The organism is Vibrio sp. B1FLJ16 (genome assembly GCF_905175385.1).
Taxonomy (GTDB): Bacteria; Pseudomonadota; Gammaproteobacteria; order Enterobacterales; family Vibrionaceae; genus Vibrio.
In genome coordinates, this window is record NZ_HG992749.1 from 1759563 (window position 1) to 1783265 (window position 23703).

The 23703-nt window shown below is 43.5% G+C and carries 24 protein-coding genes; 6 read left to right on the forward strand and 18 right to left on the reverse strand.

The window, feature by feature from the left end; genetic code table 11:
• Positions 1–42 precede the first annotated feature (42 nt).
• The 9 genes from KHN79_RS08010 to KHN79_RS08055 all read right to left on the reverse strand — a co-directional run bounded on the left by KHN79_RS08010 (position 43) and on the right by KHN79_RS08055 (position 6430).
• Positions 43–924, reverse strand: a complete 882-nt coding sequence (locus KHN79_RS08010; protein ID WP_025818695.1) for a hypothetical protein — start codon at positions 922–924, stop codon at positions 43–45.
• A gap of 136 nt (positions 925–1060) precedes the next feature.
• Positions 1061–1921, reverse strand: coding sequence for a hypothetical protein (locus tag KHN79_RS08015; RefSeq protein WP_045626588.1), 861 nt, complete (start codon positions 1919–1921; stop codon positions 1061–1063).
• Between the two features lie 153 nt (positions 1922–2074).
• Positions 2075–2536 carry a GNAT family N-acetyltransferase gene (locus tag KHN79_RS08020; protein WP_182011756.1) on the reverse strand — a complete coding sequence of 154 codons (462 nt, stop codon included), beginning with the start codon at positions 2534–2536 and terminating at the stop codon, positions 2075–2077.
• Positions 2537–2675: 139 nt separating this feature from the next.
• Positions 2676–3209 carry a cysteine hydrolase family protein gene (locus tag KHN79_RS08025; RefSeq protein ID WP_021706455.1) on the reverse strand — a complete coding sequence of 178 codons (534 nt, stop codon included), beginning with the start codon at positions 3207–3209 and terminating at the stop codon, positions 2676–2678.
• A 136-nt stretch (positions 3210–3345) separates the two neighbouring features.
• Positions 3346–3768, reverse strand: a complete 423-nt coding sequence (locus tag KHN79_RS08030) for a hypothetical protein (protein WP_182008304.1) — start codon at positions 3766–3768, stop codon at positions 3346–3348.
• Positions 3769–3903: 135 nt separating this feature from the next.
• The gene (locus KHN79_RS08040; protein WP_182008305.1) at positions 3904–4548 is read right to left on the reverse strand and encodes a hypothetical protein; all 645 of its coding nucleotides are present in this window, start codon (positions 4546–4548) and stop codon (positions 3904–3906) included.
• 145 nt (positions 4549–4693) lie between these two features.
• Positions 4694–5038 carry a hypothetical protein gene (locus KHN79_RS08045; RefSeq protein WP_182008306.1) on the reverse strand — a complete coding sequence of 115 codons (345 nt, stop codon included), beginning with the start codon at positions 5036–5038 and terminating at the stop codon, positions 4694–4696.
• Positions 5039–5183: 145 nt separating this feature from the next.
• Positions 5184–5819, reverse strand: coding sequence for a hypothetical protein (locus tag KHN79_RS08050; RefSeq protein WP_182008307.1), 636 nt, complete (start codon positions 5817–5819; stop codon positions 5184–5186).
• 152 nt (positions 5820–5971) lie between these two features.
• Positions 5972–6430 (reverse strand): hypothetical protein, encoded by a 459-nt coding sequence (locus KHN79_RS08055; RefSeq protein ID WP_182008308.1) that lies wholly within the window; start codon positions 6428–6430, stop codon positions 5972–5974.
• A 255-nt stretch (positions 6431–6685) separates the two neighbouring features.
• Here KHN79_RS08055 and KHN79_RS08060 point away from each other — a divergent pair, with 255 nt between their 5' ends.
• Positions 6686–7648, forward strand: a complete 963-nt coding sequence (locus KHN79_RS08060; RefSeq protein WP_182008309.1) for an integron integrase — start codon at positions 6686–6688, stop codon at positions 7646–7648.
• Positions 7649–7706: 58 nt separating this feature from the next.
• Here KHN79_RS08060 and KHN79_RS08065 read toward each other — a convergent pair whose 3' ends face one another.
• The 8 genes from KHN79_RS08065 to KHN79_RS08100 form a co-directional block, all read right to left on the reverse strand.
• Positions 7707–8180, reverse strand: coding sequence for a DUF2947 domain-containing protein (locus tag KHN79_RS08065; RefSeq protein ID WP_182008310.1), 474 nt, complete (start codon positions 8178–8180; stop codon positions 7707–7709).
• Positions 8181–8193: 13 nt separating this feature from the next.
• Positions 8194–8781 carry an HD domain-containing protein gene (locus tag KHN79_RS08070; protein WP_182008311.1) on the reverse strand — a complete coding sequence of 196 codons (588 nt, stop codon included), beginning with the start codon at positions 8779–8781 and terminating at the stop codon, positions 8194–8196.
• A 4-nt stretch (positions 8782–8785) separates the two neighbouring features.
• Entirely contained in the window at positions 8786–9367 is a 582-nt protein-coding gene (gene rimJ, locus KHN79_RS08075; RefSeq protein WP_182008869.1) for a ribosomal protein S5-alanine N-acetyltransferase, read from the reverse strand.
• Positions 9368–9394: 27 nt separating this feature from the next.
• Positions 9395–10936, reverse strand: a complete 1542-nt coding sequence (gene tyrR, locus KHN79_RS08080) for a transcriptional regulator TyrR (RefSeq protein WP_182008312.1) — start codon at positions 10934–10936, stop codon at positions 9395–9397.
• Positions 10937–11027: 91 nt separating this feature from the next.
• Positions 11028–12068, reverse strand: coding sequence for a TIGR01620 family protein (locus tag KHN79_RS08085; RefSeq protein ID WP_182008313.1), 1041 nt, complete (start codon positions 12066–12068; stop codon positions 11028–11030).
• Positions 12065–13441, reverse strand: a complete 1377-nt coding sequence (locus KHN79_RS08090) for a YcjX family protein (protein WP_182008314.1) — start codon at positions 13439–13441, stop codon at positions 12065–12067. The genes KHN79_RS08085 and KHN79_RS08090 overlap by 4 nt, the downstream gene beginning before the upstream one ends.
• 255 nt (positions 13442–13696) lie before the next feature.
• A complete protein-coding gene (locus KHN79_RS08095) occupies positions 13697–13882 on the reverse strand; it encodes a hypothetical protein (RefSeq protein WP_182008315.1) in 186 nt (61 codons plus the stop codon).
• A gap of 172 nt (positions 13883–14054) precedes the next feature.
• Positions 14055–15572, reverse strand: a complete 1518-nt coding sequence (locus KHN79_RS08100) for a fumarate hydratase (RefSeq protein ID WP_182008316.1) — start codon at positions 15570–15572, stop codon at positions 14055–14057.
• A 288-nt stretch (positions 15573–15860) separates the two neighbouring features.
• Between KHN79_RS08100 and pabB the strand changes: the two genes are divergently transcribed.
• The 4 genes from pabB (at position 15861) to KHN79_RS08120 (ending at position 21079) form a co-directional block, all read left to right on the forward strand.
• Positions 15861–17222 (forward strand): aminodeoxychorismate synthase component I, encoded by a 1362-nt coding sequence (pabB, locus tag KHN79_RS08105; protein ID WP_182008317.1) that lies wholly within the window; start codon positions 15861–15863, stop codon positions 17220–17222.
• 213 nt (positions 17223–17435) lie between these two features.
• On the forward strand, positions 17436–18035 hold the full coding sequence (locus tag KHN79_RS08110; RefSeq protein ID WP_182008318.1) for a CoA pyrophosphatase: 600 nt from the start codon (positions 17436–17438) through the stop codon (positions 18033–18035).
• A gap of 331 nt (positions 18036–18366) precedes the next feature.
• The gene (locus KHN79_RS08115) at positions 18367–19620 is read left to right on the forward strand and encodes an aromatic amino acid transport family protein (RefSeq protein WP_182008319.1); all 1254 of its coding nucleotides are present in this window, start codon (positions 18367–18369) and stop codon (positions 19618–19620) included.
• A gap of 97 nt (positions 19621–19717) precedes the next feature.
• On the forward strand, positions 19718–21079 hold the full coding sequence (locus tag KHN79_RS08120) for an L-serine ammonia-lyase (RefSeq protein ID WP_182008320.1): 1362 nt from the start codon (positions 19718–19720) through the stop codon (positions 21077–21079).
• A gap of 190 nt (positions 21080–21269) precedes the next feature.
• On the opposite strand, the gene queD is transcribed toward KHN79_RS08120, so the two are convergent.
• Positions 21270–21632 carry a 6-carboxytetrahydropterin synthase QueD gene (queD, locus tag KHN79_RS08125; protein ID WP_014232353.1) on the reverse strand — a complete coding sequence of 121 codons (363 nt, stop codon included), beginning with the start codon at positions 21630–21632 and terminating at the stop codon, positions 21270–21272.
• Between the two features lie 284 nt (positions 21633–21916).
• On the opposite strand from queD, the gene KHN79_RS08130 reads away from it, so the two are divergent.
• Positions 21917–23542 carry a methyl-accepting chemotaxis protein gene (locus KHN79_RS08130; protein WP_182008321.1) on the forward strand — a complete coding sequence of 542 codons (1626 nt, stop codon included), beginning with the start codon at positions 21917–21919 and terminating at the stop codon, positions 23540–23542.
• The last annotated feature ends 161 nt before the right edge of the window (positions 23543–23703 follow it).

Sequence of the window (23703 nt, forward strand, 5' to 3'; positions counted from 1 at the left end):
AGCGTTGCGAATCACTCTTAAATGCTTTGTTAGCAGTATTTTTTAACGTCTGCGCTGTATTATCGTACGAATAAAAGCCGCCGACATATGAAGCGCAAGCTCTGCATCATACTCGAGCACCTTTGACTCTTTATCACTTCCATGTCTGACTGCAGGCTCTGAATTTGTATATGCATAAAATTTTTCAAAGACTGTAATTAGCATTGGTGAAATCATTTGCTCTTTTTTCATCGATTTCAGAGCATCACCCAACGTTGCTGTTTTTGGATACAATGCCTTACACACGCTTTCTACAGCACTTACTGATTCTTTTATTGAATTTTCAGGATCTGTTGATGGGCTAAGGATATAAGCTCTAGCCTTAGCATAGTGTTTTCTTGCTGGCTCAAATTGGTCTTTTAGCTGGCTATCCGTTTGCTGAACTCTGATTTCTAGATCTTTTGGTAAAGAGCTTTCTAGGCAACCCGATTCACTAAGTTTCCATTGCACTTTATGCTGAGAGAACAAGTCATTCACTTTCTGCCGATATGATGCATACATAAATGACTCAAAGTCGTTGCTGCTCAGTATATCAGAGTACAAGTATTCATTAGCTTTGATTAATTCACCTATGATCTCAACGGCATCATAGAATTGATACCACTCCAAAGCACCTATCCTAAATTTTAGAGCGTCCCAACACGTCCAAGAATCATAGTCTTCTTGGTCTGTTTCCTGACCATTTTCAGCACAAAGACGCTCTATGAGAGACTTAACTCCTAAGGGCTTTTGTTCATTATTGCTAACGCGACTATCGCCATCTACGTACAGCAATGGCTCTAACACCTTAAGAAAAAACATATTCTTCAGCCATTTGGGCGCATCTCGACTGATAGGCTCATTCTTGTATTCCGGGTCAAACCCAAATCTATGTGAGAACTTCATTGTTTCCTCTTAATACTGCTAACGCCCAATTAAGGTGTGAAGCACGCAACCACGACATTTAATTTGACCACCGTAAACACTGAGCTAAACCCAAGCCAAAAGTGCCAAGCGTGCTGAATCACTCTTAAATTGTTTGTTATGCGTCAAATGCTATGCACCATTGTAAGCCCGTGATATCTCGTACTAGTTTCAATTGCAAGATACTATTTAGTATAGGGTATTGTTTAATGTTTCTCTCAACAAACGGTTCATACAATGCTACGAATGCCCGGTTTAGCTCGGTCTTCATAATCACACTCACTACATTTTCAACAAACTCATGTAGCTGCTCTTCTGTATTTTCTGTATTTGTATCTAACCGTGCTAGGTGCTCTAGCAAGTCGAAGCTCTCCAGCTTTTCTGGCTCACTACATGCTATTGAATATAAGCCCGATTTTATATAAGTATTTTTATGGTGACCTTTAAGTTCCTCTGCAGGTCGAAAGTTTGTCGATTTTATAATTTTTCTTAGTTGCTTTGTTTTCACTAACTCATCCACATCATTTATCGCTGGAGAAGCATATAAAATGAGAGCCTTACCTTTGAGTGTTTGGCTTAACTCTTCAAGCATAAGTTGCTGTTTCTGATAAATATCATACCTATAATAAGGTTGAGACCAATGTTTCCACTCACCACCCAAATGGCTTGCTATATATTCTGGCTTTTTATATTGAAATAAAATATTAGTTTTAATATTTGGCAGATTTTTAATTTCATGTCCCATGTACTTTTCCATGATGCCAGCCATTTCTGAAAATTCTACACCTTCAAATGGTAAGCTAAAAATAAATGGGTGCCCTAACCTCCACCATAGTCGTCGATTTTTTGAAAAGGCAGCAGAGTCAGCGCCAATACTACCTTCCTGAACTTGTCCAAAAGGAAAGTAAACTGAAGTACATGAATCTAGTTCATTATTGAAGTAACTTTCAAAAGTTTTTTCTTCGTAATTTACTCGCATATTATTCCTAAATTTCTGAATGACGCATAACGCCGCGTTAAGTAGTGAGCAACGCCACCACAGAACCTAAACTATTGTGCCATAAACACTTAAGCTAAACTTTGAACTGAAACCGCCATGCGTTGGGAATCTACCTTAAACGCTTTGTTATATTTATTTTTCTCGAACCATTTGTGGGTATCCACTTTGGGCTACTTCATACACACGAAATCCAAACTTTTCATACAATTTTATCGCTGAGGTATTCTGAGGATGCACACCAAGCCTTAAACCCGAGACTGAGTTTTCAACCAAGTGTTGCATCAAAGAAGAAGCTACGCCTAAACCTCGATATTCCGGATGCACAGCAATCGCAATTTCAGGGTAGTCAGCATATTTTTGAGTTTGGCTAGATTTGTGGCGTAATTGGATTAAACCCACCGGCTTGTCTTCAGATGAAAAAGCAAAGAAACCAAGGTCACCATCCTTGCCCCAGTTTGCATAATACTCTTTGATATGAGGAATATCCAAAATATCAGGCTTATGGTTTGGCTCATTATCAGGAGTCCAAAGAGCTATCAATAGAAACTCTTTCTGTAATTCTACATCCGATTCTTTAACTACTTGAAATCGCATAACTTACCTATAAATATAACGCCCAATTAAGGTGTGAAGCACGCAACCACGACACTCAATTTAACCACCGTAATCACCAAACTTAACCCAAACTAAAAATGCCAAGCGTGCTGAATCACTCTTAAATTGATTGTTAGCCCTATGCCCAAAGGTTGCGCGCCTCTACCGCTTCGATTTTGACACCGAAACTAGAAATACTAGATAACGTGGCATTGTGATGCTCTCGAATTTGAGCCCCACTGGCGTGCTCCTTATCATGAGTTGTGTGAGCATCCGAAACCAAAGTTACGGGATAGCCTAAACCTGCAGCTCTGCGAATGGTAGTATCAACGCAAAACTCTGATGCGTAACCACACACAATTAAGCTATCTACATCAAGTTCATTCAAAACACTTTGAAGATTAGTATTCAAGAACGAGTCTGGTGTTGTTTTGCGGACGAAATGGTCACCAGTTTGTGTAATTAAGCTGGACTGCAATGCCCAACCAGCACTTTCGTATTCAATAACAGATTTAGTTTGCTCGTGCTGGACAAAGATAACTGGGACAGACTTAGCACGCGCCAATTTCGTAACCTCATTAATTTTGGTGAGTACGATTTGTGATTCAAATGGTTGAGGTTCCGGGTCGAACAGAATCGACTGAACATCAATAACTAATACTGCAGATTTCATTATTTTCCTCTGATAGGGCTAACGCCCAATTAAGGTGTGAGCCACGCTACCACTGCACTCAATTTGGACACCGTAAACACTGAACTAAACCCAAACCAAAAGTGCCAAGCGTGGGGAATCACTCTTAAATTGTTTGTTATGTACGTTCTTTTAGTTGCACATATTTAGCCAAGCCAATACCTTTATTTAGCTCAGTTACATAGTTTGTGCTCATTCTAGCTTCGGTGACTAATGTACTGATACTTATGCTTTTTGTTCGGATTACGTCACCAAATTTAATACCAAACAGATGAATCATTAACACCTGCTCACCGCGGGGAGCATCCTGATACATGGCACGCAAAACCTCCGCAAAATCACGGATTGAGCTCGACTCGTTGAGAACTTTATGTACATCCAGCTTAGATTCAAGATAAGTTCCGCTTGTCCTTTCACGACGAACTGTTTGTTTGCAGTAAGGGCAGTCGATATCTTCTAGCTCTTCACCACCAGCAAAGCCTGCACCAGAAACAAAAACTTTAAATGCCTTTCCACATTTCTCGTTTGAGCAAATTTCCACTTTTTCCTCCAAAGTACATAACGCCCTGTTAAGGGGTGAGCAACGCAATACAGAAGCCGCCGCATATCACCTTAATCACTAAAACCAACGCATAATGAAAATGCCACGCGTTGCGAATCCCTCTTGAACAGTTTGTTATATTTTTGTTTTGTAGTATTTATTTTTACATTTGTTCAACTGTATTTTCTTGATCAATCTTGGCGTGCCAAATACGGATACAACAAAGAGCAAGCAAATAATCAACAATTCTTCGTATATACCAGCTAGTAAGCTATAGCTTTGTAATTTACCCACAAGTTTACTGTCTAAGAGTAAAGTGGAAAACCCACCCCAAATGACAAGAGAAGCTAGACCAATAGTGGTTATTGATATTGAACGCGTGTCAGCCTCTAATTTTGCCCTTTCCCAATCATGCTTGAGTAGTGTGCAAATCTGCTTTTCCAAGCATTGAAAGTAGATATATTGTGGGTTTTTACAAAGTTTATTAAGCAACCTTAAAATATCTCGATCCAAGGACTCTGATGACACATTATTCAAGTTCAGTTTAAGCAATGTAGCTAATTTCCGGGTTTTCTGTATATGGACATCATGCAAACGCGGTGCATGAACTGCATCACATAAGTCACCCATTATTACTTTAATATTTTCACGCCATTTTCGACGCTCGTCTGTAACGTATTTTAACGTAACATTGTCTTCATGGGACTTCCGAGTAAACAGCATAGTAAAAAATGCAGCTATTCCACCAGAGCCCAAGACTGCAAGTACAATATCTTCCACCAATGTATCCTCAAAAATATAACGCCCAATTAACGTGTGAGCAGCGCATACACTGAACTTAAACACTGCGCCGTAAACACTAAACTCAACTCGAAGTGAGAGCGCCAAGCGTTGCGAATCACTGTTGAATTGTTTGTTAGGTAGCTTACTCGCCTTTATAATTTTTAATTTCTTCAAGCTCTTCTGGGGTTAAGCTCGCAAACCACTTTTTGCCTGCCTCTATTATCTCTTCAGTATTGTTATCCCCAAGTAACTCTTCTATATCAATATTTTGATCTATTTTAAATTCATTTGGTTCAGGAAGTTCAGCTAATAGCTCCTTACATTTTTCAATGACCTTTAAAATCTGTTGTTTATCTCTAGCTTTACCAGCGATAGATTCATTTAATCTATCGTCAGCGAATAGCATGTATTGTTCTATAGCGTGGTGTAGATTTGACTCACGTCTTTTATATTTTTCTCGGATAGATCTTTTTAAGTTCTTTGTCATAGTACACCTAATAGTTAACACTGATACCTAACGCCCTGTTAAGGGGTGAGCAACGCAATACCGAAGTTACCGCATACCACCTTAATCACTTAAACCAACGCATAGTGAGAATGCCACGCGTTGCGAATCCCTCTTAAACAGTTTGTTATACGCTTTTTGACCCAACATATATGCCACTTGCATGGGAGGCGCTTTCATAACGTTTAATATTTGTGATTATGTATTTAATACTCTCTTCATCATCACCCAAACCTTTAGATATACGTACCATGAAATACACGATACGAGACCATGCTTTGAAGTGGTCATCAGTTAATTCAGATGCTACCGGAAGCAAGTTGCCAAAGGTATTTAGGTCAATGTCACATTGAGCACGAATTGCATCAATCTCTTGCGTAGCTAAGCCATTTGCTTTGATAAAATCGAACAAATTGTCTAGGTACTCAATGTTCTGTTCATGTTCTTCACCATAAAAGTTACCTACACGATACTTACGGGGTAATGTTTTAAATCCGTGTCGTAAGAAAAAAATCAAGTACTCGCGTAGACGCTTCTCTTTGACGATTAAAAGCTGTATTCGGTTTTGTTCCTGCCATCGATCTACGATGAACAATATAATACATAGCTCGATCAGCATGCCGGTCAGTTCGGGCAACAGATTTCCCGAAAAGTACTCCGCTGGTTCATTTATATAGAACCCAACTCGGATACACACTAACAGTAGGATGACAATCACGATGGTAAATGTCCCCTGCTTAGTATTACCTGGTATCCAATTCATTCTTTCTTATTTTCCTCTGACTACGTATAACGCCGCGTTAAGTGGTGAACAACGTAACCACCTAACCTAAACCTTTGTGCCGTAAACACTAAAGCCGATTCAAACTAAAAATGCCAAGCGTTGTGAATCCGCCTTAAACGCTTTGTTATGCATCAGCCCAAGCCATGAAATTTAACCTTATCTATTCTTTCAATAAAATCAGTTACACCTTTATGCTTTTTATTAATGAAACCTTTGCTTCGCTTTGCGGAAAAACTCACTGATTTCCCTCTAAATGTTCCATCTCTAAGTAACAAATTGACCGTAAATAAATTACCAGCCCGAGTTATGTACTGCGCATGAACAATATCTTTAAAATCAATGATATAAAACTCACTATTATTCCAAACTTTCAAATGGTTCCCACAGTCATAAACCTCATCTAAAATTGTGTTTTTGAAGTGCCTTTTTAACGCTAATCCTGAAGCAATAAACAGCATTAGGAAAACTAAATTAACCAAGTTTTCGGTTAAAGATGGAAGCATAGCTATGAAAATTAGCAACGCACCAAACACAATTGTATTCGGAAGTATTATTTTAAATAAGAAAGGTGATCTAGATATTTTCCTCATTTGATTGCCACTCCCTAGTTCCTCATTGTTGCATAACGCTTTCTATACGGCTTTTTGCCGTCTTTCAGGCAATGCTACCGCCTTCTTTCCCACAAAAGCAAATATGGATGGTAGCAGTTATATATCTGAAACAGTTAGAGAATTAGTATGACTATGTGTGCTCGAACGCGCAATTAGACGGCTAAATGCAGGTTAATCCGGTTTGAAGTGCTAAGTTAATGGAACTGTACAAATAAACAGGCAACTACCCACTTCATGAAATCCCAATTTTTACTCAGTTTAAAAGAGCATATGCTTACGCGTCATTATTCAAACAAGACGATCAAAAGCTACCTGTTTTGGATAAAACGATATATCGTCTTCCATGAGTTTGCTCACCCCTCTAAGTTATTAGATGAACATGTGGTTCAATTTCTTAGCCACCTTGCGGTCAAAGATAAAGTCGCGGTCAAAACACAAGCTTTAGCACTTAGTGCCGTCGTATTCTTGTACAAAGATTTTCTTAAGACACCTCTTTCACTGGAAATGAAATTTCAAAAATCACTTACTGAGAGAAAACTTCCCGTCGTATTAACACGGGATGAAATCCGTAGGTTTATTCAACATGTCGATCCAAAATACAAGCTTCACACACTCCTCCTATATGGTTCGGGGCTTCGAGTGATGGAGTGCTTGCGATTAAGAATTCAGGACATCGACTTTGATTATGGCGCAATTCGGATTTGGCAAGGCAAAGGTGGAAAGAACCGCACAGTCACCTTGGCGAAAGAGTTACACGCCCCTCTTAAAGCTCAAATTGTTTTAGCGAGAAACTATTATCAAAAGGACCTGCACGTTCCTGGTTATGCTGGTGTCTTTATTTCGGAAGGGCTACAGCGTAAGTACCCTGACGCTCAACTGGACTTTAATTGGCACTTTCTATTTCCATCCGCCAAGCTCAGTGTGGATCGAGAAACTGGCCAGTTGCGAAGGCATCATATCAATGAGAGTGCTATTCAAAGAACAGTTAAGCATTCAGCAAAAGAAGCAGGCATAGCAAAAACGGTCACTTGCCATACTCTTCGTCATAGCTTTGCAACGCATTTACTTGAGTCAGGAGCCGATATCAGAACGGTTCAGGAACAGTTAGGCCACTCAGATGTAAAGACCACACAAATTTACACTCACGTTATAGAGCGGGGAGCAAGTGGGGTTCTAAGTCCCCTATCAAGTTTATAAACAATAAAAAGCCACCTTGAGATTGGTGGCTTTATCTATATTTCTAATTTTAAGCAACTTACTGGCGTTCACCCAGCTTAACGTTACCTTTTGAGTCGAACCAAAGCGCTTGAGATCGGCGGCGACCAAGTAGCATTGGACCATCATCGTAGAAGAGGAAGTTCTTCCAGTGCTTTTTGAAGATCGACCATTTAGTTTCGATAACGTTATATTTCTCGTAACAGAAATAAACCGTCACATCATCTTGCCAATCTATGTGCGCTTCCACATCAACAGGCATTTCAGGATCATCCGACTCCCATGCGACCATCCAGTCAACAGTGTCTGACCAATTGGACTCGTTCATTGGCCAATCTTGAGAGCTCAAGCGGTCCATATCAGGGCTTTGCGCACTAATATTCTCTTTCCAGAACTGAGCAGAACGCGCCTGACTCATTGGCTTGATCTGCGCTAAGTCTTCTTCCGGCACCGGCATCGACTGGTGAGTAAAAATCCATTTTCTTTGGTATTCGTCCAAAGGCAAATAAGACATCAAGTCTCCTTTATTACGACTTCAGCCAACCTTTCTCGGTGGCATCTTCAATCATTTCTTTGGCTTTGTCCCACAGAGTGACAGAGCCAAGTTCAATTCGTTTATTTATAGTAATCGCTTGTTCGCGCGATACGCCATTTTCTTTCCAGCTTTGACCATTATTGTGATAGTTAAGAAGCATCGGTATTAACCGGTCAAGTGCTTTCGCGTACTTCGCGTCATCAGTCTGCGCAGCTTCAAATTCATGCCACAGCTCTAAAAGCTCATCGCCCTGTTCACCTGGTAACATACCGAACAAACGCTCTGCGGCTTTGACTTCTTTCTCCGCCTGCTCCTTTGCAGCAGCGATATCATAGACAAAGGTATCACCCGCGTCGATCTCAACAACATCGTGGATCAACAGCATTTTCATCACACGGCAAATATCAACAGGAGCATTGGCGTGCTCTTCCATCAAAACGGCCATTAAGGCAACGTGCCAGCTGTGTTCACCACTGTTTTCCAGTCGGCCATCGGCGCTTTTAACGCGGGTGCGGCGCAGCACGCTTTTCAACTGATCCAGTTCTATCAAAAGCTTGAGTTGCTTCTCTAACCTGTCCATATCATTACGCCTTAGGTTGCCAGTTAAGTTTAGTCAGAGACATTAAGATATGGTCTTCCCACTTACCATCTATCAGAAGATAGTCCTTGGCGTAACCTTCTCTGATAAATCCCGCACGTTCAAGAACGGCTTCGCTGGATTTGTTATGCGGCATATAACCAGCCTGAATCCGATGCATGTTTTGTACGTCAAACATATAGTCACATGCCATTTTCAGGCCCCGACTCATGTAACCATTACCTTGTTCCGCTTGAGCGAGAGAATAACCCACGCTGCAAGAGTGAAACGGGAATCGTGTAATACTACTGAATGAAATCGTACCTAACATACGCTGAGTTTTCGCATCAATGAGAAGGCAATAATAACCCAATCCCAAACGGTGTAGCTCAGTGAGTTTAATCAGCCTTTGCAGCCAACCATTCACTGTGAAGAATGCCTCTTCTCGGGTAGGTTCAAACGGTTTGAGATACTCACGATTCGCTTTAAAGTAGTCAGCGATCATATCTGCGTCAGCAATTTCAGCCGTACGCAGAAGTAATCCGCCGTCCAGTTTATGAACTGCGACTGATGAGCTTTTATCTTCCATGACTAATGACAACTTTCGTTACTCTTATTAATTCTTGCGAATACCATAATCGCGAAGTTTATTAGCAATTGAGGTATGTGACACATTCAGGCGCTTAGCCAGCTTACGGCTCGACGGGAAAGACTGATACAAACGCTCTAATACTTGTGACTCGTAATCACGCATGATTTCATCAAGTGAACCATCGATGTTAATCGTCGCACTACCGCTAACAGACTGTGGCTGAGGCAAATTGAAGTGTTCAGCCTTTAATAGATTGTCATCCATCTCAGTCAAGGCCCGCAGTACCATATTGTCTAGCTGACGCATATTGCCCGGCCATTGATAATTTGCCAGTGCATCCACCAGGCCTTCGTCAAGTTCAGGCTTGTCGATACCCAGTTGTTGTGAGTGTTTAGTAACAAACAACTCCAGTAGCGGTGCGACATCATTAGAACGCTTACGTAAAGGAGGAATACTCAGCGTCAGTACATTCAAGCGATAATACAAGTCTTCGCGGAACATACCGGCTTCAGATAGCTCAGCAAGGTTGTGTTTTGTAGAAGCAATAATGCGGACATCAACATGCATTTCATCTTCAGCGCCGACACGGCGGAAGTTACCATCCTGAAGAAAACGCAGCAGCTTGATTTGCAGGTGGGAGCTCATCTCACCGATTTCATCTAAGAAAACAGTGCCGCCATTCGCTTGCTCAAAAATACCTTTATGCCCTTGCTCATGATTAAAAGACCCCGGAGCATGGCCAAACAACTCGGTTTCAGCCACATCGTCGGGCATAGACGCACAACTGAGTACAAGGAATGGCTTGCTCGCGCGACCAGAGCGGCTGTGACATGCTTTTGCCAGCATCTCTTTACCTGTACCTGTTTCACCTTCAATCAGTAATGGCTGGTCGAGAACAGACAACTTCTTAGCCTGAGTAATCAGCGCCTTATGACGATTGGATAACCCAACAAAATGTTCAAAGCCAAGAGGGTTATGCAGCGGCACAGCTTCTTCAATTTTCGAAACTTGCTGGCTGGAGCGAATCGTAATTAAGGTGCTAGCTAATGTCGAATTCTGCGCTTCATCTTTGATATATACAGGCATTAGTTCGAGAATATAATCCAAGCCTTCGATAACCAGATTTTCACGAGTTCTGGCATTCACACCTTCTGACCAGCGTGAGAACTGCATGCTTGGCAGTAGAGTACCAATCTGCGTGCCGATGACTTCTTGCTTGTGCAAACCCAACAAAGATAATGCAGACATGTTGGCCATATCCACCGCACCTTTGAGGTCGATAGCAAATACTGGATCTGGCAGATTATCTACCAGAGAAAGCAATTCAGTGTTATGACGTTCCATTGGCATAAACTGGATTTTACGTACGTCTTTTACGCCCGAAATACGACGAATTTCGGCCATTAACTCGCTGAAGGTGTCAAAATCAATATCCGGGCAATTCAGGTAAATAATGCCACTGATATCGATTTCGATACCGCGTAAATCGATACTCTTAGACGCTAAAATATCGAGCAGTTCTCGGGTAAGCCCGAGTCTATCTTCACATAAGACTTCAAGACGCACTGAAAATATCCCAATTCATAAACTGTCAGGAAAAGTTGACAGTAGTTTCTATCAAGCCAGTGATGGCGTCAAGCAATCCTATCTCTATTAGTTAACGTTTCATCGTGATTGATGCAACTTTCGCCGCTACCGCTTTACGAATGGTTCCCAGTTTGACCTGACGCTCAGGATTCCAAGGGAGCGGACGCAGCAGCGCCATCGCTTTTAAACCTAAGCGCGCAGTCATAATGCCGACTCCAAGCCCCTGCCCTGCCCGTGCTGATACTTTTCCGGCAAGATCCATAGACATCAAATCCATACTTGCATGAACCGCCAACTCACTGGCTCCAGCGGCCGCCATATTGACAAATACCGATTTAAGTAATTGAATCCGCGATGCATAGCCTAGCTCAATACCATAAATTTTTGACAGGTTATCGAGCATCTTGAAATTGCGCCACGCAACCAACAGCATATCTGCAATCGCGAGAGGACTAACAGCCACTAATGCAGCACACTCAGTAGCATGCTGAGATACGATTTTAGTTGCGAGTTTGTCTTGCTGACTAACGACCATCGAGTCGTACATATCCAGAATTTCCGCATCGCTATGAGCTGGGTTGATGCTGTTTTTCCAGCGGTCAAAACCTGGATTCTCCGCTAAAATACCGCTCTGCGCCGCCACCTTTTCACAAAACGCTTCACCTTTTCCGACACTGTCGCTGTGTAACAGCAGCTCGCTTTCTTCCTGAATACTGAAGTGATTTCTAAGTTTACGAAGCTTCCACAACTCTTTGCTCAGTGCTCCGACACCAAACAGCGCGATGGTCGAGATAAAACCTGTCCAGCCTAATGCCAGCCAGTCGGATGTTTGCACTGCAGTAACGATCGAATCCACCGCCTGCCAGCCGATAAGACCCGTAAATGTTGCCAGCATGCCCGTTGCTAACCACTTTCGACCAGGTTTCGGACGAATAACATGCTCAAGCTCCAACTCCTGCTCGGTTTCAGGCTCTTCTTCCTGCACCTTAACGGGAACGAAAGTTTCTTCTTCGCTAAAAGCTTTCTGAGCCGTCAGTTCCTCCAACTCGATGTCTTGCTCTTTCTTTAAACCATCATCGGAGAATACTTGCTTCTGTTTAAATTCACTCATTTCAACTTATCTCCGATCAGGTAATCCAGTGCTTTGTCTAAACGTATGTGGTTCATTGGCTCATCATTGGCCGAGGGTATTGGACGGAAAGAGGTAAAATCAAAACCACTGCTTTGCCAAAACGCAGCGCTCGGTAATTTTTTCGGCACCTCTCCCGGGAACATCGTCATTGGTTCGCCATCAAGTGTTGTACCTTGCAACGCAGGAATTGTTTTATCACCAGAGGCGATGAACCCCGGCGTCGTTGCCTGAATTGAGGCAATGCTCATACAGCTCATCTCAATATTTTCATACGCTGCGGTTTGCCAGGCAGGATGTACAATTTGCTGAAGCAGAGAAACTAAATTGGGGTGCTGTTCAGGCGTTACATGATCCGCTTTGGTCGCAGCGAAAAGTACTTTGTCGATTTTCGGCGAGAACAGCCTGCGCAAAAAACTGCTGCGTCCGTAGCGGAAACTGTGCATGATTTGCTCCAGCGCCTGACGCATATCATGAAACGCCTCGTCTCCAGCATTTAAAGGCTGTAAACAGTCCACCAGCACGATCTGACGGTCAAAAGTCGCAAAGTGATGCTTATAAAATGCCTTAACCACTTTTTGCTGATATTCCTGAAAACGTGCTTCAAGCATCGCTAAGTTACTTCCTTTAGCTGGTTTAGCTTCATCTTCAAGCACACAGGGGAAAAATTGCAGTACCGGCGCACCAGCAAGCTCACCAGGTAATACAAACCTACCCGGTTGTACCCAATGCAGTCCTGCCGCTTTACATGCATGAAGGTATTCTGTGTACGTATGAGCAATACTCTCAAGCTGCTTTTCATTGACACTCTCATTAAGATTGAGGCTTTCCAGTTCAGCAAGCCACGCTTTAGCCAACTCGTGACGCTGTCCTTTAAGTGCATTCAACTGCGTTTTCGACCATGTGGTGAAGTCCATATCCAGCAAAGGTAAGTCAAGCAGCCACTCCCCCGGATAATCGATGATGTCCACGTTAAGTACCGCGGTTTTGCTCAACAACTTTTTAGTGGTTTTGTTGGGCTTATATTTAAGTGATAAGCGAATTTCACTCACATCGCGTGTCGGTACAGGCCAATGAGGTGGAGTCGCATGCAGTTGGCTTATCGCTTCATCATAAGCAAAACGAGGGACCATCATATTAGACTGCGGCTCACGCTTAGCACCAATCAGGCGCTTATCTCTCGCAGCCCTGAGCAAGGGTAAATTGTCATGCGTAGCGGTGTAGAGAAGTTGGTTAACCAAAGAAGTAATAAAGGCGGTTTTACCTGCCCGGGACAAACCTGTAACGGCAATTCGAACATTCGAATCCAGACCACGGCTTATAAAATCATTCACTTCTCTGGTTATGCTTTTCATATTTTTATTATCTCTTTTATTGTGCCAACTCGATTTAAATAGAAACTTTCATGTTTTCTATCTCTAGCATTAGTGGCATTGCTGAGAATATCGCACCTTGACCACGTTTCACGATATAAAGTTAATATGAGTTTAATTTTACATCCCTTAATCAAAGATGAACAAAATTAAATAACCAGAAACACAAAAGCCTCTGAGTACACTCAGAGGCTTCAATATTCTGACTACCGCTAAAGCAACTCTAGCCTGAACGTCCTAGTCATCTTCAATCAGTTTGTAGATTACAAACAGAGCAATCTCAACCAACACCCATAGCACCGAGGTGATAACGACATATTTTTCATTAAAGATACTGATACCGCGAAGAACCATGTCATAGCCAATAAAGCCACCCACCACAACAGCAAGAAGAATCTGTAGAAATTTAATAAAGCGAGTCATGCCCTCTCCTAATCATTGTTTGCATAACGCCTGTAGCTATGCGCTAAGGTTGATATCTACATTATACAAACAAAAAGTGCAGCTTGCGCTGCACTTTTGTCAATTGTTTGCTAGGTAAATCAGCACCTTGTCACATTCTCACGATTGAGGTGTTGGCAAAGTGCCATCTACATTATGCTTCCATCTCTTGAATTTTCACTTTCCAAGTGTCCGGACCGATCTGGTGGGCATTCACACCATTCGAGTCCACAGCCACAGTAACTGGCATATCTTCCACTTCAAATTCGTAGATCGCTTCCATACCCAGATCTTCAAACGCAACTACGCGAGCTTTCTTAATCGCTTTCGCAACCAGGTAAGCCGCACCGCCAACCGCCATTAGGTAAACCGCTTTGTGCTTCTTAATAGATTCAACTGTCGCAGGGCCGCGCTCCGCTTTACCAATCATGCCCATAATGCCAGTTTCATCAAGCATCATGTCAGTGAATTTATCCATTCGAGTCGACGTTGTCGGGCCAGCAGGACCTACGGCTTCATCACCCACAGCGTCGACAGGGCCCACGTAGTAGATAAACTTACCTTTAAAATCGACGCCTTCAGGTAGACCCTCACCATTTTGCAACATCGTCTGGATGCGTTTGTGTGCCGCATCGCGACCAGTAAGAATCTTACCAGAAAGAAGAACCGTCTCGCCGGTCTTCCACTGCTCAACATCTGCTTGTGTCACTTCGTCTAAGTTAACACGACGAGTATTCGCGCCCGCTTCCCACGTTATATCTGGCCACTCTTCTAGCTTAGGCGGCGTTAAGTCTGCCGGGCCGGAACCATCTAGCGTGAAGTGTACGTGACGAGTCGCTGCACAGTTCGGGATCAAACACACTGGCTTAGAAGCTGCGTGCGTTGGCGCTGTTTTGATCTTAACATCAACTACAGTAGTCAGACCGCCAAGACCTTGTGCACCGATACCAAGTTTGTTCACGCGATTGAAGATATCAAGACGAAGTTCTTCTTCTGCGTTTTGTGGGCCACGCTCGATAAGTTCTTGAATATCGATGTGCTCCATCAAAGATTCTTTTGCCAGTACGGCTGCTTTTTCAGCCGTACCGCCGATACCAATACCCAGCATGCCCGGTGGACACCAACCTGCTCCCATTGTAGGTAACGTTTTCTCTACCCACTCGGCAATATCGTCAGATGGGTTTAGCATCACCATCTTCGTTTTGTTTTCACTACCGCCGCCTTTTGCAGCGATCTGAATTTCAACTTTATCACCCGGTACCATGTTAATGTGAACGACCGCCGGTGTGTTGTCTTTGGTGTTAATACGCTTACCAGCAGGGTCCATCAGAACCGACGCACGCAATGGGTTATCCGGGTTCGTGTAAGCCTGACGCACACCCTCATCCACCATTTGTTGAACCGTCATGTCCGTTGAGTCCCACTGAACACCCATGCCGATGTTAACAAAACAGGTCACAATCCCCGTATCCTGACAGATTGGGCGATGGCCTTCTGCCGACATACGGGAGTTAATTAAAATCTGCGCAATCGCGTCTTTCGCGGCTTGGCTCTCTTCGCGGTGGTAGGCTTTTTCAAGGGCTTGAACAAAGTCTAGCGGGTGGTAGTAAGAAATGTACTGTAGCGCATCAGCAACACTGCTGATGACATCCTGCTTGCGAATTACCGTCATTACATGCCTCGTTATAGTTATGCTTCCAATAGTGGCTTAACTTCAATCGTGTTTGTTGAGCGAGTTGCTCTGTTGAGCTTCATTTTTATAAACACATATTTGTAAACAATCGTCGAATGGCTGATTTCGACACACGAATTGCTGAAGTCGCCTGCTGTATAGTCAAACCTACCCAGGAACCATTGTGTAGAGGAAGTTTGGCTATACCGAGGAATATGATACTCTTGCTGCCCATGACATGCCATGCAGTGAACGATCTCTTTGTCACAATTTAAACAAATGAACAACATGGATAATCAATTCGTTGATTTTAAAGCGTTGGATTACGCACCAGACATAGCGCTTCACCTTTTTTCTCGTATTCAGCACCAGCCTTGGGCCATGTTGCTACACTCAGCATCAGAGACTCATATCGACAGTCGATTCGATATTATTGTTGCTAAACCGATAGCGACGATAGAAACCATTGCCAATAACACTCATATCAAAACACCCACTGACGAGTATGTGTCAGCTGATGACCCGTTTACCCTGCTCGATCAGTTGCAACAGCAATGGCTGCCGGGTATAGAGCTCAACTCAGAATGGGATCTGCCGTTTGTTGGTGGCGCACTGGGTTATTTTAGCTACGATTTAGGTCGCCGCGTTGAAACTATGCCTGAGCTCGCGGAGAAAGATCTGCAGACGCCCGATATGGCCGTTGGACTCTATGAGTGGGCGTTCGTTGTCGATCATAAGCTTAAAAAAGCCGTTATGGTCGGGCAAAACATTGCGCAAGCCTGGGATTGGTTTAATGAGCAGACAGAACGCAAAGATGCTGAGTTCTCTTTAAGTGGCCCTTGGCAATCGAACATGACTCAAGAGTCGTATGCCTCTCGCTTTGACTGCGTTCAGAACTACCTGTTGAGTGGAGATTGCTACCAAATTAACTTAGCTCAGCGTTTTAATGCACCATATACAGGCAGTGAATGGCAAGCGTACCTGAAGCTGGAGTCGGCTAATAAGGCGCCTTTTTCTGCCTTTATCCGCATGCCTGAGTCGTCAATTTTAAGTATCTCGCCAGAGCGCTTTTTAGAGCTTAAAGATCGTGTCATCGAGACAAAGCCGATCAAAGGTACACGACCACGCAGCTTGGATGCTGAACAGGATGAGGCGAACGCATACGATTTACAAACCGCAGAGAAAGATCAGGCTGAAAACCTGATGATTGTAGACCTATTGCGGAATGATATTGGCCGAGTGGCATCGCCGGGTAGTGTTCATGTGCCTAAATTGTTTGATATTGAAAGCTTCCCTGCCGTTCATCACCTAGTGAGCACTATCCGCGCCGATTTGGACAAACAGTACAGTCCTACAGATTTGTTGCGGGCGTGCTTCCCTGGCGGCTCAATCACCGGCGCTCCTAAAGTGCGTGCAATGCAGATCATTGAAGAGTTAGAGCCTCATCGCCGCAATGCTTACTGTGGCAGTATTGGCTATATTTCCCGCCATGGTCGCATGGACACCAGTATTACCATTCGCACTTTGGTTGCAGAGAACGGTAACCTGTATGCCTGGGCTGGCGGTGGTGTTGTCGCAGACAGTGAATGCGCTGCTGAATACCAGGAGACACTGGATAAGCTCTCGAAAATACTGCCGGCGTTAAAATAACCCAGCAATCTTATCTTCAACCTTGTTTCAGCGCCTCCAAGAATGGAGGCGTTTTTTCTTAGAACAAACAGTGTATGCCAATGTTGTACAACTATATAAATTACTACGTTAGAGTATCGTCATAATCTTGATTACAAGTTGAGCCACAGAGCCAAGCCTCTATATACTTATAAACAGACGCTAGACAATAGATGTTAGGTTAAAGGACACAATTTGGTTATCGACAAAACTAAGCTGCTGCAAAACTTTCAATTGCAGTTACCTACCGGTTATCACAAGGAATCACTTGCCCGCTTTAGCTTTTTAAAGGGAAAGCCTTTACGCGACGCGGCGGTGTTGATTGGTTTTGTCGAACGACCAGAAGGGCTACAGGTAATTTTAACCAAACGCGCAGAACATTTACGTCATCATCCGGGACAGATTAGCTTTCCGGGTGGTAAGTTCGAACCTGAAGACATTCAACTGGTCAATACCGCTCTCCGGGAGACGAAAGAAGAAGTCGGAATCGATAATAGTTGCATCCGCGTATTTGGCCAGTTACCTAAACTGCCTACTATTAGCCGTTTTAATGTAACCCCGTTCTTGGCTTTTGTTTCTCCGGACTACACCACTCATATAGACCCAAATGAGGTAGAGTACGTCTTCGAAGTTCCTGCCAATCATATTTTGAATCCGGATAAGCTCTACAGTTCTAAATTTGAACTAAAACAAACCAGTCACCGCGTGTTTGCGATTCCCTACCGCCAGCACTTCATTTGGGGCATGACTGCTCAAATCATCGAATCCATGCAAAAGCACATCATCTCACACTGACCTACTGCTATTTTTTCTGTAAGAACAACAATATTTGTCTAATAAACCAGCACCTTATACCGAACCGTTCAGATTAGTTTAATTGTCGATCCCCAAAGCAAGCGTTTGCAGAGAACAAAATATACACAATCCACCTTTCAGATTATATTTACTAATCCCAAGCATTAGCAATAATCACCAGTAGCACATCATTTTCGTGATTAAAAACAGGTTTTTGACATATCATTCAATAGCTAAAATCAATACATGACCTAGATCTAATTTTCCAAATGCAAAATCTTGCAAAATTGCGACCGACTTATTTCCTGTTCCCAAAATGAGTAAACGTAAAATGAATTCAATTAATTCAGCGGTTGAAACCGCACAATCGTCTAGTAAGTTTTCTTACAAAGACTTCACCTGGTGTCTGTCTCTGTTCGGTACGGCAGTAGGTGCAGGTGTACTATTCCTTCCTATTAAAGCTGGTGCAGGTGGTTTTTGGCCATTAGTTATCCTAGCCCTAATTGCAGCACCAATGACTTGGTTCGCACACAAATCTCTTGCCCGCTTCGTTCTTTCCGCTAAGAACCCAGAAGCAGATATCACTGACACGGTAGAAGAACACTTCGGTAAAACTGGCGCAAACCTTATTACTTTCGCTTACTTTTTTGCTATTTACCCAATCGTACTTATCTACGGTGTTGGTATTACAAACACGGTTGATTCATTCCTGGTTAACCAAATGGGCATGGAGTCAATTCCTCGTTGGCTACTGTCTGGTGCACTTATCGCTGCTATGACAGCGGGTGTGGTATTTGGTAAAGAGCTAATGCTGAAAGCAACATCAGCAATGGTTTACCCACTGGTATTCATCCTGCTGGCACTGTCTTTCTACCTGATTCCTGACTGGAACACATCAATGATGTCTGTAGCGCCAAACTGGGGTGAAATGCCTTCTATCGTTTGGTTAGCAATTCCAATCATCGTATTCTCATTCAACCACAGCCCTATCATTTCGCAGTTCTCTAAAGAACAACGTCGTGTGTACGGTGATGACGCAGTGAAGAAAACTGATGCGATCACTGGTGGCGCAGCGATGATGCTAATGGGCTTCGTTATGTTCTTCGTGTTCTCTGTCGTTCTTTCTCTGTCTCCGGAGCAACTGGCAACTGCACAGTCACAAAACATCTCTGTGCTTTCTTACCTGGCGAACGTTCATGAGTCTCCGCTGATCTCTTACTTAGGTCCGCTGGTTGCGTTTGCAGCAATCACTTCTAGCTACTTTGGTCACTTCCTGGGTGCTCATGAAGGTCTGGTTGGTCTAATCAAGTCTCGTTCTAACACCCAGATAAGCAAGATCGAAAAAGCGTCTTTGATCTTCATCGTAGTGACTACCTGGATCGTTGCTATCGTTAACCCTAGTATCCTGGGCATGATCGAAACTATGGGTGCGCCAATGATTGCGGCAATCCTGTTCCTGATGCCTGTTTTCGCTATGCAAAAAGTTCCGGCAATGGCGAAGTACAAAACTTCAGCACCTGTGCAAATTTTCACAGCTATCTGTGGTCTTGCAGCGATTAGTTCTGTAATCTACGGCGCTCTTTAATCTCAGCTGAAATATCAGCGTGATTAATTTAAAAATATAACGATAAAAATTAAGCCTCCCAACTCCCCTTGGGAGGCTTTCTTCTGAGGTAATCGATATGATTAGTGTTTTTGATATCTATAAAATCGGTGTTGGACCTTCAAGCTCACACACTGTAGGCCCAATGAAAGCGGGTAAAGAGTTTATTGATGATCTGCGCGCAATGGGAAAATTGCGTGACATCACTAAAATCACCGTTGACGTTTATGGATCACTATCACTGACAGGGAAAGGTCACCACACAGATATTGCTATCATCATGGGTCTTGCAGGTAATTCCCCTGAGAAAGTAGATATCGATTCTATCCCGGGCTTTATTGCTCGCGTAGAAGAAACTGAGCGTCTTCCTGTTGGCATGCACTGTCATACAGTATCGTTTCCGCGTGAAGGTGGAATGAACTTCCACAAAACTAACCTGGAACTTCACGAAAACGGTATGCAAATCCACGCGTGGATTGACGATGAGAAAGCCTACTCAAAAACCTACTACTCTATCGGTGGTGGCTTTATCGTTGACGAAGAAAGCTTCGGTAAAGAAGTTGAGAATCCGATTAAAGTACCTTACGAATTCACTTCAGCGGAAGAGCTACTAAGTCAGTGTCGCGAAAGTGGTCTGTCTATTAGTACGTTGGTAATGAAGAACGAAAAAGCGCTTCATTCTGACGAAGAAACTCGCACGTACTTTGCGAATATCTGGCGCACAATGCGTGAGTGTATGGATCGCGGTATGAATGAAGAAGGTATCCTGCCAGGTCCGCTACGTGTACCTCGCCGCGCAGCTGCACTTCGTCAACAACTGCTCACTTCAGAAAAAACCACCAATGACCCAATGTCCGTCGTTGACTGGGTAAACATGTTTGCTTTTGCAGTAAACGAAGAAAACGCAGCCGGTGGTCGTGTTGTAACTGCACCAACTAACGGCGCGTGTGGCATCATCCCTGCGGTACTGGCTTACTACGATAAGTTCATCCAAACCGTTACTGAAAAAGACTACATCCGTTACTTTGCTGCTTCTGGTGCAATCGGCGGTCTGTACAAACGTAACGCATCTATCTCTGGCGCAGAAGTTGGCTGTCAGGGTGAAGTTGGTGTGGCATGTTCGATGGCTGCTGCTGGTCTAGCAGAATTGATGGGTGGTAGCCCAGAACAGGTTTGTATGGCGGCGGAAATCGCAATGGAGCATAACCTTGGTCTGACATGTGACCCGGTAGCTGGTCAGGTACAGGTTCCTTGTATCGAGCGTAACGGTATCGCAGCAGTGAAAGCGATCAACTCGACCCGTATGGCACTGCGTCGTTCTTCAGCTCCGACTGTATCTCTGGATAAGGTTATCGAAACCATGCTAGAGACTGGTAAGGACATGAACGCGAAGTACCGCGAAACCTCTCAAGGTGGACTGGCAATTAAAGTTATCTGCTAGCCCTAACCCCTACTCTCTTTTATCAAGCCCGAACAATTTGTTTGGGCTTTTTTGTTGGACGAACGGCCGCCTAAGTCATTTTCACGGTTACAGATACAACAAAGACAAGCACGAGGCTTGCCTTTGTTTAATACCAACCCAGATAAGTAAGTGCTCTGCTTATTAAGATTGGTAAAAGTGTTCACCGCGATTACTCGCCTTTATAGATACAACCCGCGGTACAGGTCTCTTTAATCTCAACTTTGCTTAGCAACGGAAGGCTTGGTTTGAGTTGCTGCCAAATCCACTTTGCTAGCACTTCGCTAGTCGGGTTCTCTAAACCTTCAATATCGTTTAAGTAGTAGTGGTCTAAACGATCGTAAATTGGTTTAAAAGCGGCTTTGATTTCTGCAAAGTCCACAACCCAACCCGTATGCGGGTCTACCTCACCTTCTACATAAAGACGAACAAGGAAAGAGTGTCCGTGCAAACGCCCACATTTATGCCCTTCAGGTACATGTGGCAGGTGGTGTGCCGCTTCGAACATAAACTCTTTGTACAACTCTGTTTTCATCTTGATTCTCAGGCTTTAAAAAAGACCCGACATACTAAGGAAATCGCAGCCAAGAGACAAGCATTAGTTCCCCCGATTGAGCCATAAACCCTTTGCATTTTTCACCGCCCGCGGCTTGCGCCGTCAAACTTTTGTCATCCGCCAATTATTTGATTACATGATACTCACATCACAATTACATATCCACAACATGAGTGTGGTCACAGTCATTGATCTGGTTAATCGCAAACCCGTGTTATCAACATTAATATTGTGCGGTTTATTCCAATTACACTAATAAAAATATGCGCTCTACAATTACTTTTAAGCTTCTGCTCGCACTTACTGTTGTATTCGGCTGTGTACTCGCTGTTTCGACTGCCTATCAACACTACCAACAAAAAACTCTAATCAATGATGTTCTAAGTGAACAGCTACATGATAAAGCAAGTAACTATTTTGATAGTCTTAACATGATGATGTTAACTGGCACAATGGCACAGAAAGATACTCTCCGTGAAAAAGCACTTGCTCAGGAAGGTATAGAGCAAGTCAGGGTGCTTCGTGCAGACGCGGTAAAGAAACTGTACGGTGAAGGCGGTTCTGATCAGCAACCGGTGGATGAAATCGATCACCGTGCTCTAAACGGTGAACTGGTTATTGAACCCATCGAAGCAGACTGGGGACAAGGCATTGTCGTCGCGCTCCCAATGAAATCAAGTAACAATTATCGCGGCACCAACTGTGTTGCCTGCCATATGGCACCTGAAGGAGAAGTACTCGGTGCAATTCGTCTGGAGTACAACACCAACCACGTTGACTCAATGATCAATAAGCAAGCCTTGTTCGCTATAGGTATTATGTCTGCTATCGCGCTGATTGGTTTTTTAATCACGGTAGGCCTGATCCGAAAAATTATCGTACGCCCAATTCAGCAAACCTCACGCTTTATGTCGAACGTCAGTGCAAGCAAAAACCTTTCTCACCGCCTGAAACAAACACAGAACGACGAAGTCGGCCAACTCTCAACGTCGATTAACTCTTTTATGGATACCGTAGTGGAGAGCCTGGAAAGAGTACAAGAAACCGCACACTCTGTTTCAGGCTCGGCCGGTCGTCTGACTGAAGTAGCGCACTCTACTGATCAGGCTGCCAACAACCAGCAAAGCGAAACCAGTGAAGTTCAAAACAACATCGCCGACATGCTGCAGCAGCAAGGTGTTGTTGAGCACGCTACGATTGATGCGACCACTTTGGTGAACCATACCGTAGAAGTCGCCACACACAGTGCCGATCAGGCTCACAATGTGAGTGAAGATATTAAGAATTTAGTCAGTGATATCGATCAGGTACGTGAAAAGATTAACTCGCTAAACCAAAGTACGAACGAAGTTTCTTCTATTCTCAGCGTAATTAAAGGCATTGCGGAACAAACTAATCTGTTGGCTCTAAATGCAGCAATTGAAGCCGCCCGTGCCGGCGACCAAGGCCGTGGATTCGCCGTTGTAGCTGAAGAAGTGCGCAATCTAGCTTCTCGCACTGCAGAGGCAACCAATAGCATCGAAACTATCATTTCTCACTTTCAGCAAAGTAGCGAAGCATCACTTGCCTCTGTGGATCAGGTTTGTCAGTTTGCCCACCAACGCTCTGTTGATGTTGAAGCACTATCTGGGACAATGAGAAATGTGGTCGGTGAAATGTCTCAGGTTCTCAAGCATGCGGAAAGCATTCAACATCAAACCCAGGCGACGTCAGATGTAAGTAAGCATATTCAATCTAAAATAGACGTAATCACTCTCCATGCGAATGATACCTCTCAGTCAGCTGCTCACACGCGAGATATTAGCGTGGACTTAGAATCACTTTCGGAGCGTTTAGAGCATTTACTTAACCAATTCACTCTTTCAGAACAACAAACGAAGGCGAAATAAGCCTTTTCTGACGTTTAAAGTGAATATAAAGGTTGAAGCTGACGAATTGACAGGTAATATGTCTCGTTGAATCTGTGAAATTCTACCCAACTCAGTGCTTTGCCTGTTTTTTAAACAAAAACATGATTAAACAAGGGCTTTAGTAGCATTGAGTTGAATTT

Coding starts and splice junctions, on each gene's coding strand:
- KHN79_RS08115 (WP_182008319.1), top strand. CDS start 18,367: ATGAATTCAATTAATTCAGCGGTTGAAACCGCACAATCGTCTAGTAAG.
- KHN79_RS08015 (WP_045626588.1), bottom strand. CDS start 1,921: ATGCGAGTAAATTACGAAGAAAAAACTTTTGAAAGTTACTTCAATAAT.
- KHN79_RS08025 (WP_021706455.1), bottom strand. CDS start 3,209: ATGAAATCTGCAGTATTAGTTATTGATGTTCAGTCGATTCTGTTCGAC.
- pabB (WP_182008317.1), top strand. CDS start 15,861: ATGGATAATCAATTCGTTGATTTTAAAGCGTTGGATTACGCACCAGAC.
- KHN79_RS08045 (WP_182008306.1), bottom strand. CDS start 5,038: ATGACAAAGAACTTAAAAAGATCTATCCGAGAAAAATATAAAAGACGT.
- KHN79_RS08085 (WP_182008313.1), bottom strand. CDS start 12,068: ATGAGTGAATTTAAACAGAAGCAAGTATTCTCCGATGATGGTTTAAAG.
- rimJ (WP_182008869.1), bottom strand. CDS start 9,367: ATGGAAGATAAAAGCTCATCAGTCGCAGTTCATAAACTGGACGGCGGA.
- KHN79_RS08050 (WP_182008307.1), bottom strand. CDS start 5,819: ATGAATTGGATACCAGGTAATACTAAGCAGGGGACATTTACCATCGTG.
- KHN79_RS08070 (WP_182008311.1), bottom strand. CDS start 8,781: ATGGACAGGTTAGAGAAGCAACTCAAGCTTTTGATAGAACTGGATCAG.
- KHN79_RS08095 (WP_182008315.1), bottom strand. CDS start 13,882: ATGACTCGCTTTATTAAATTTCTACAGATTCTTCTTGCTGTTGTGGTG.
- KHN79_RS08060 (WP_182008309.1), top strand. CDS start 6,686: ATGAAATCCCAATTTTTACTCAGTTTAAAAGAGCATATGCTTACGCGT.
- KHN79_RS08090 (WP_182008314.1), bottom strand. CDS start 13,441: ATGAAAAGCATAACCAGAGAAGTGAATGATTTTATAAGCCGTGGTCTG.
- KHN79_RS08010 (WP_025818695.1), bottom strand. CDS start 924: ATGAAGTTCTCACATAGATTTGGGTTTGACCCGGAATACAAGAATGAG.
- KHN79_RS08120 (WP_182008320.1), top strand. CDS start 19,718: ATGATTAGTGTTTTTGATATCTATAAAATCGGTGTTGGACCTTCAAGC.
- KHN79_RS08055 (WP_182008308.1), bottom strand. CDS start 6,430: ATGAGGAAAATATCTAGATCACCTTTCTTATTTAAAATAATACTTCCG.
- KHN79_RS08130 (WP_182008321.1), top strand. CDS start 21,917: ATGCGCTCTACAATTACTTTTAAGCTTCTGCTCGCACTTACTGTTGTA.
- KHN79_RS08100 (WP_182008316.1), bottom strand. CDS start 15,572: ATGACGGTAATTCGCAAGCAGGATGTCATCAGCAGTGTTGCTGATGCG.
- queD (WP_014232353.1), bottom strand. CDS start 21,632: ATGAAAACAGAGTTGTACAAAGAGTTTATGTTCGAAGCGGCACACCAC.
- KHN79_RS08065 (WP_182008310.1), bottom strand. CDS start 8,180: ATGTCTTATTTGCCTTTGGACGAATACCAAAGAAAATGGATTTTTACT.
- KHN79_RS08020 (WP_182011756.1), bottom strand. CDS start 2,536: ATGCGATTTCAAGTAGTTAAAGAATCGGATGTAGAATTACAGAAAGAG.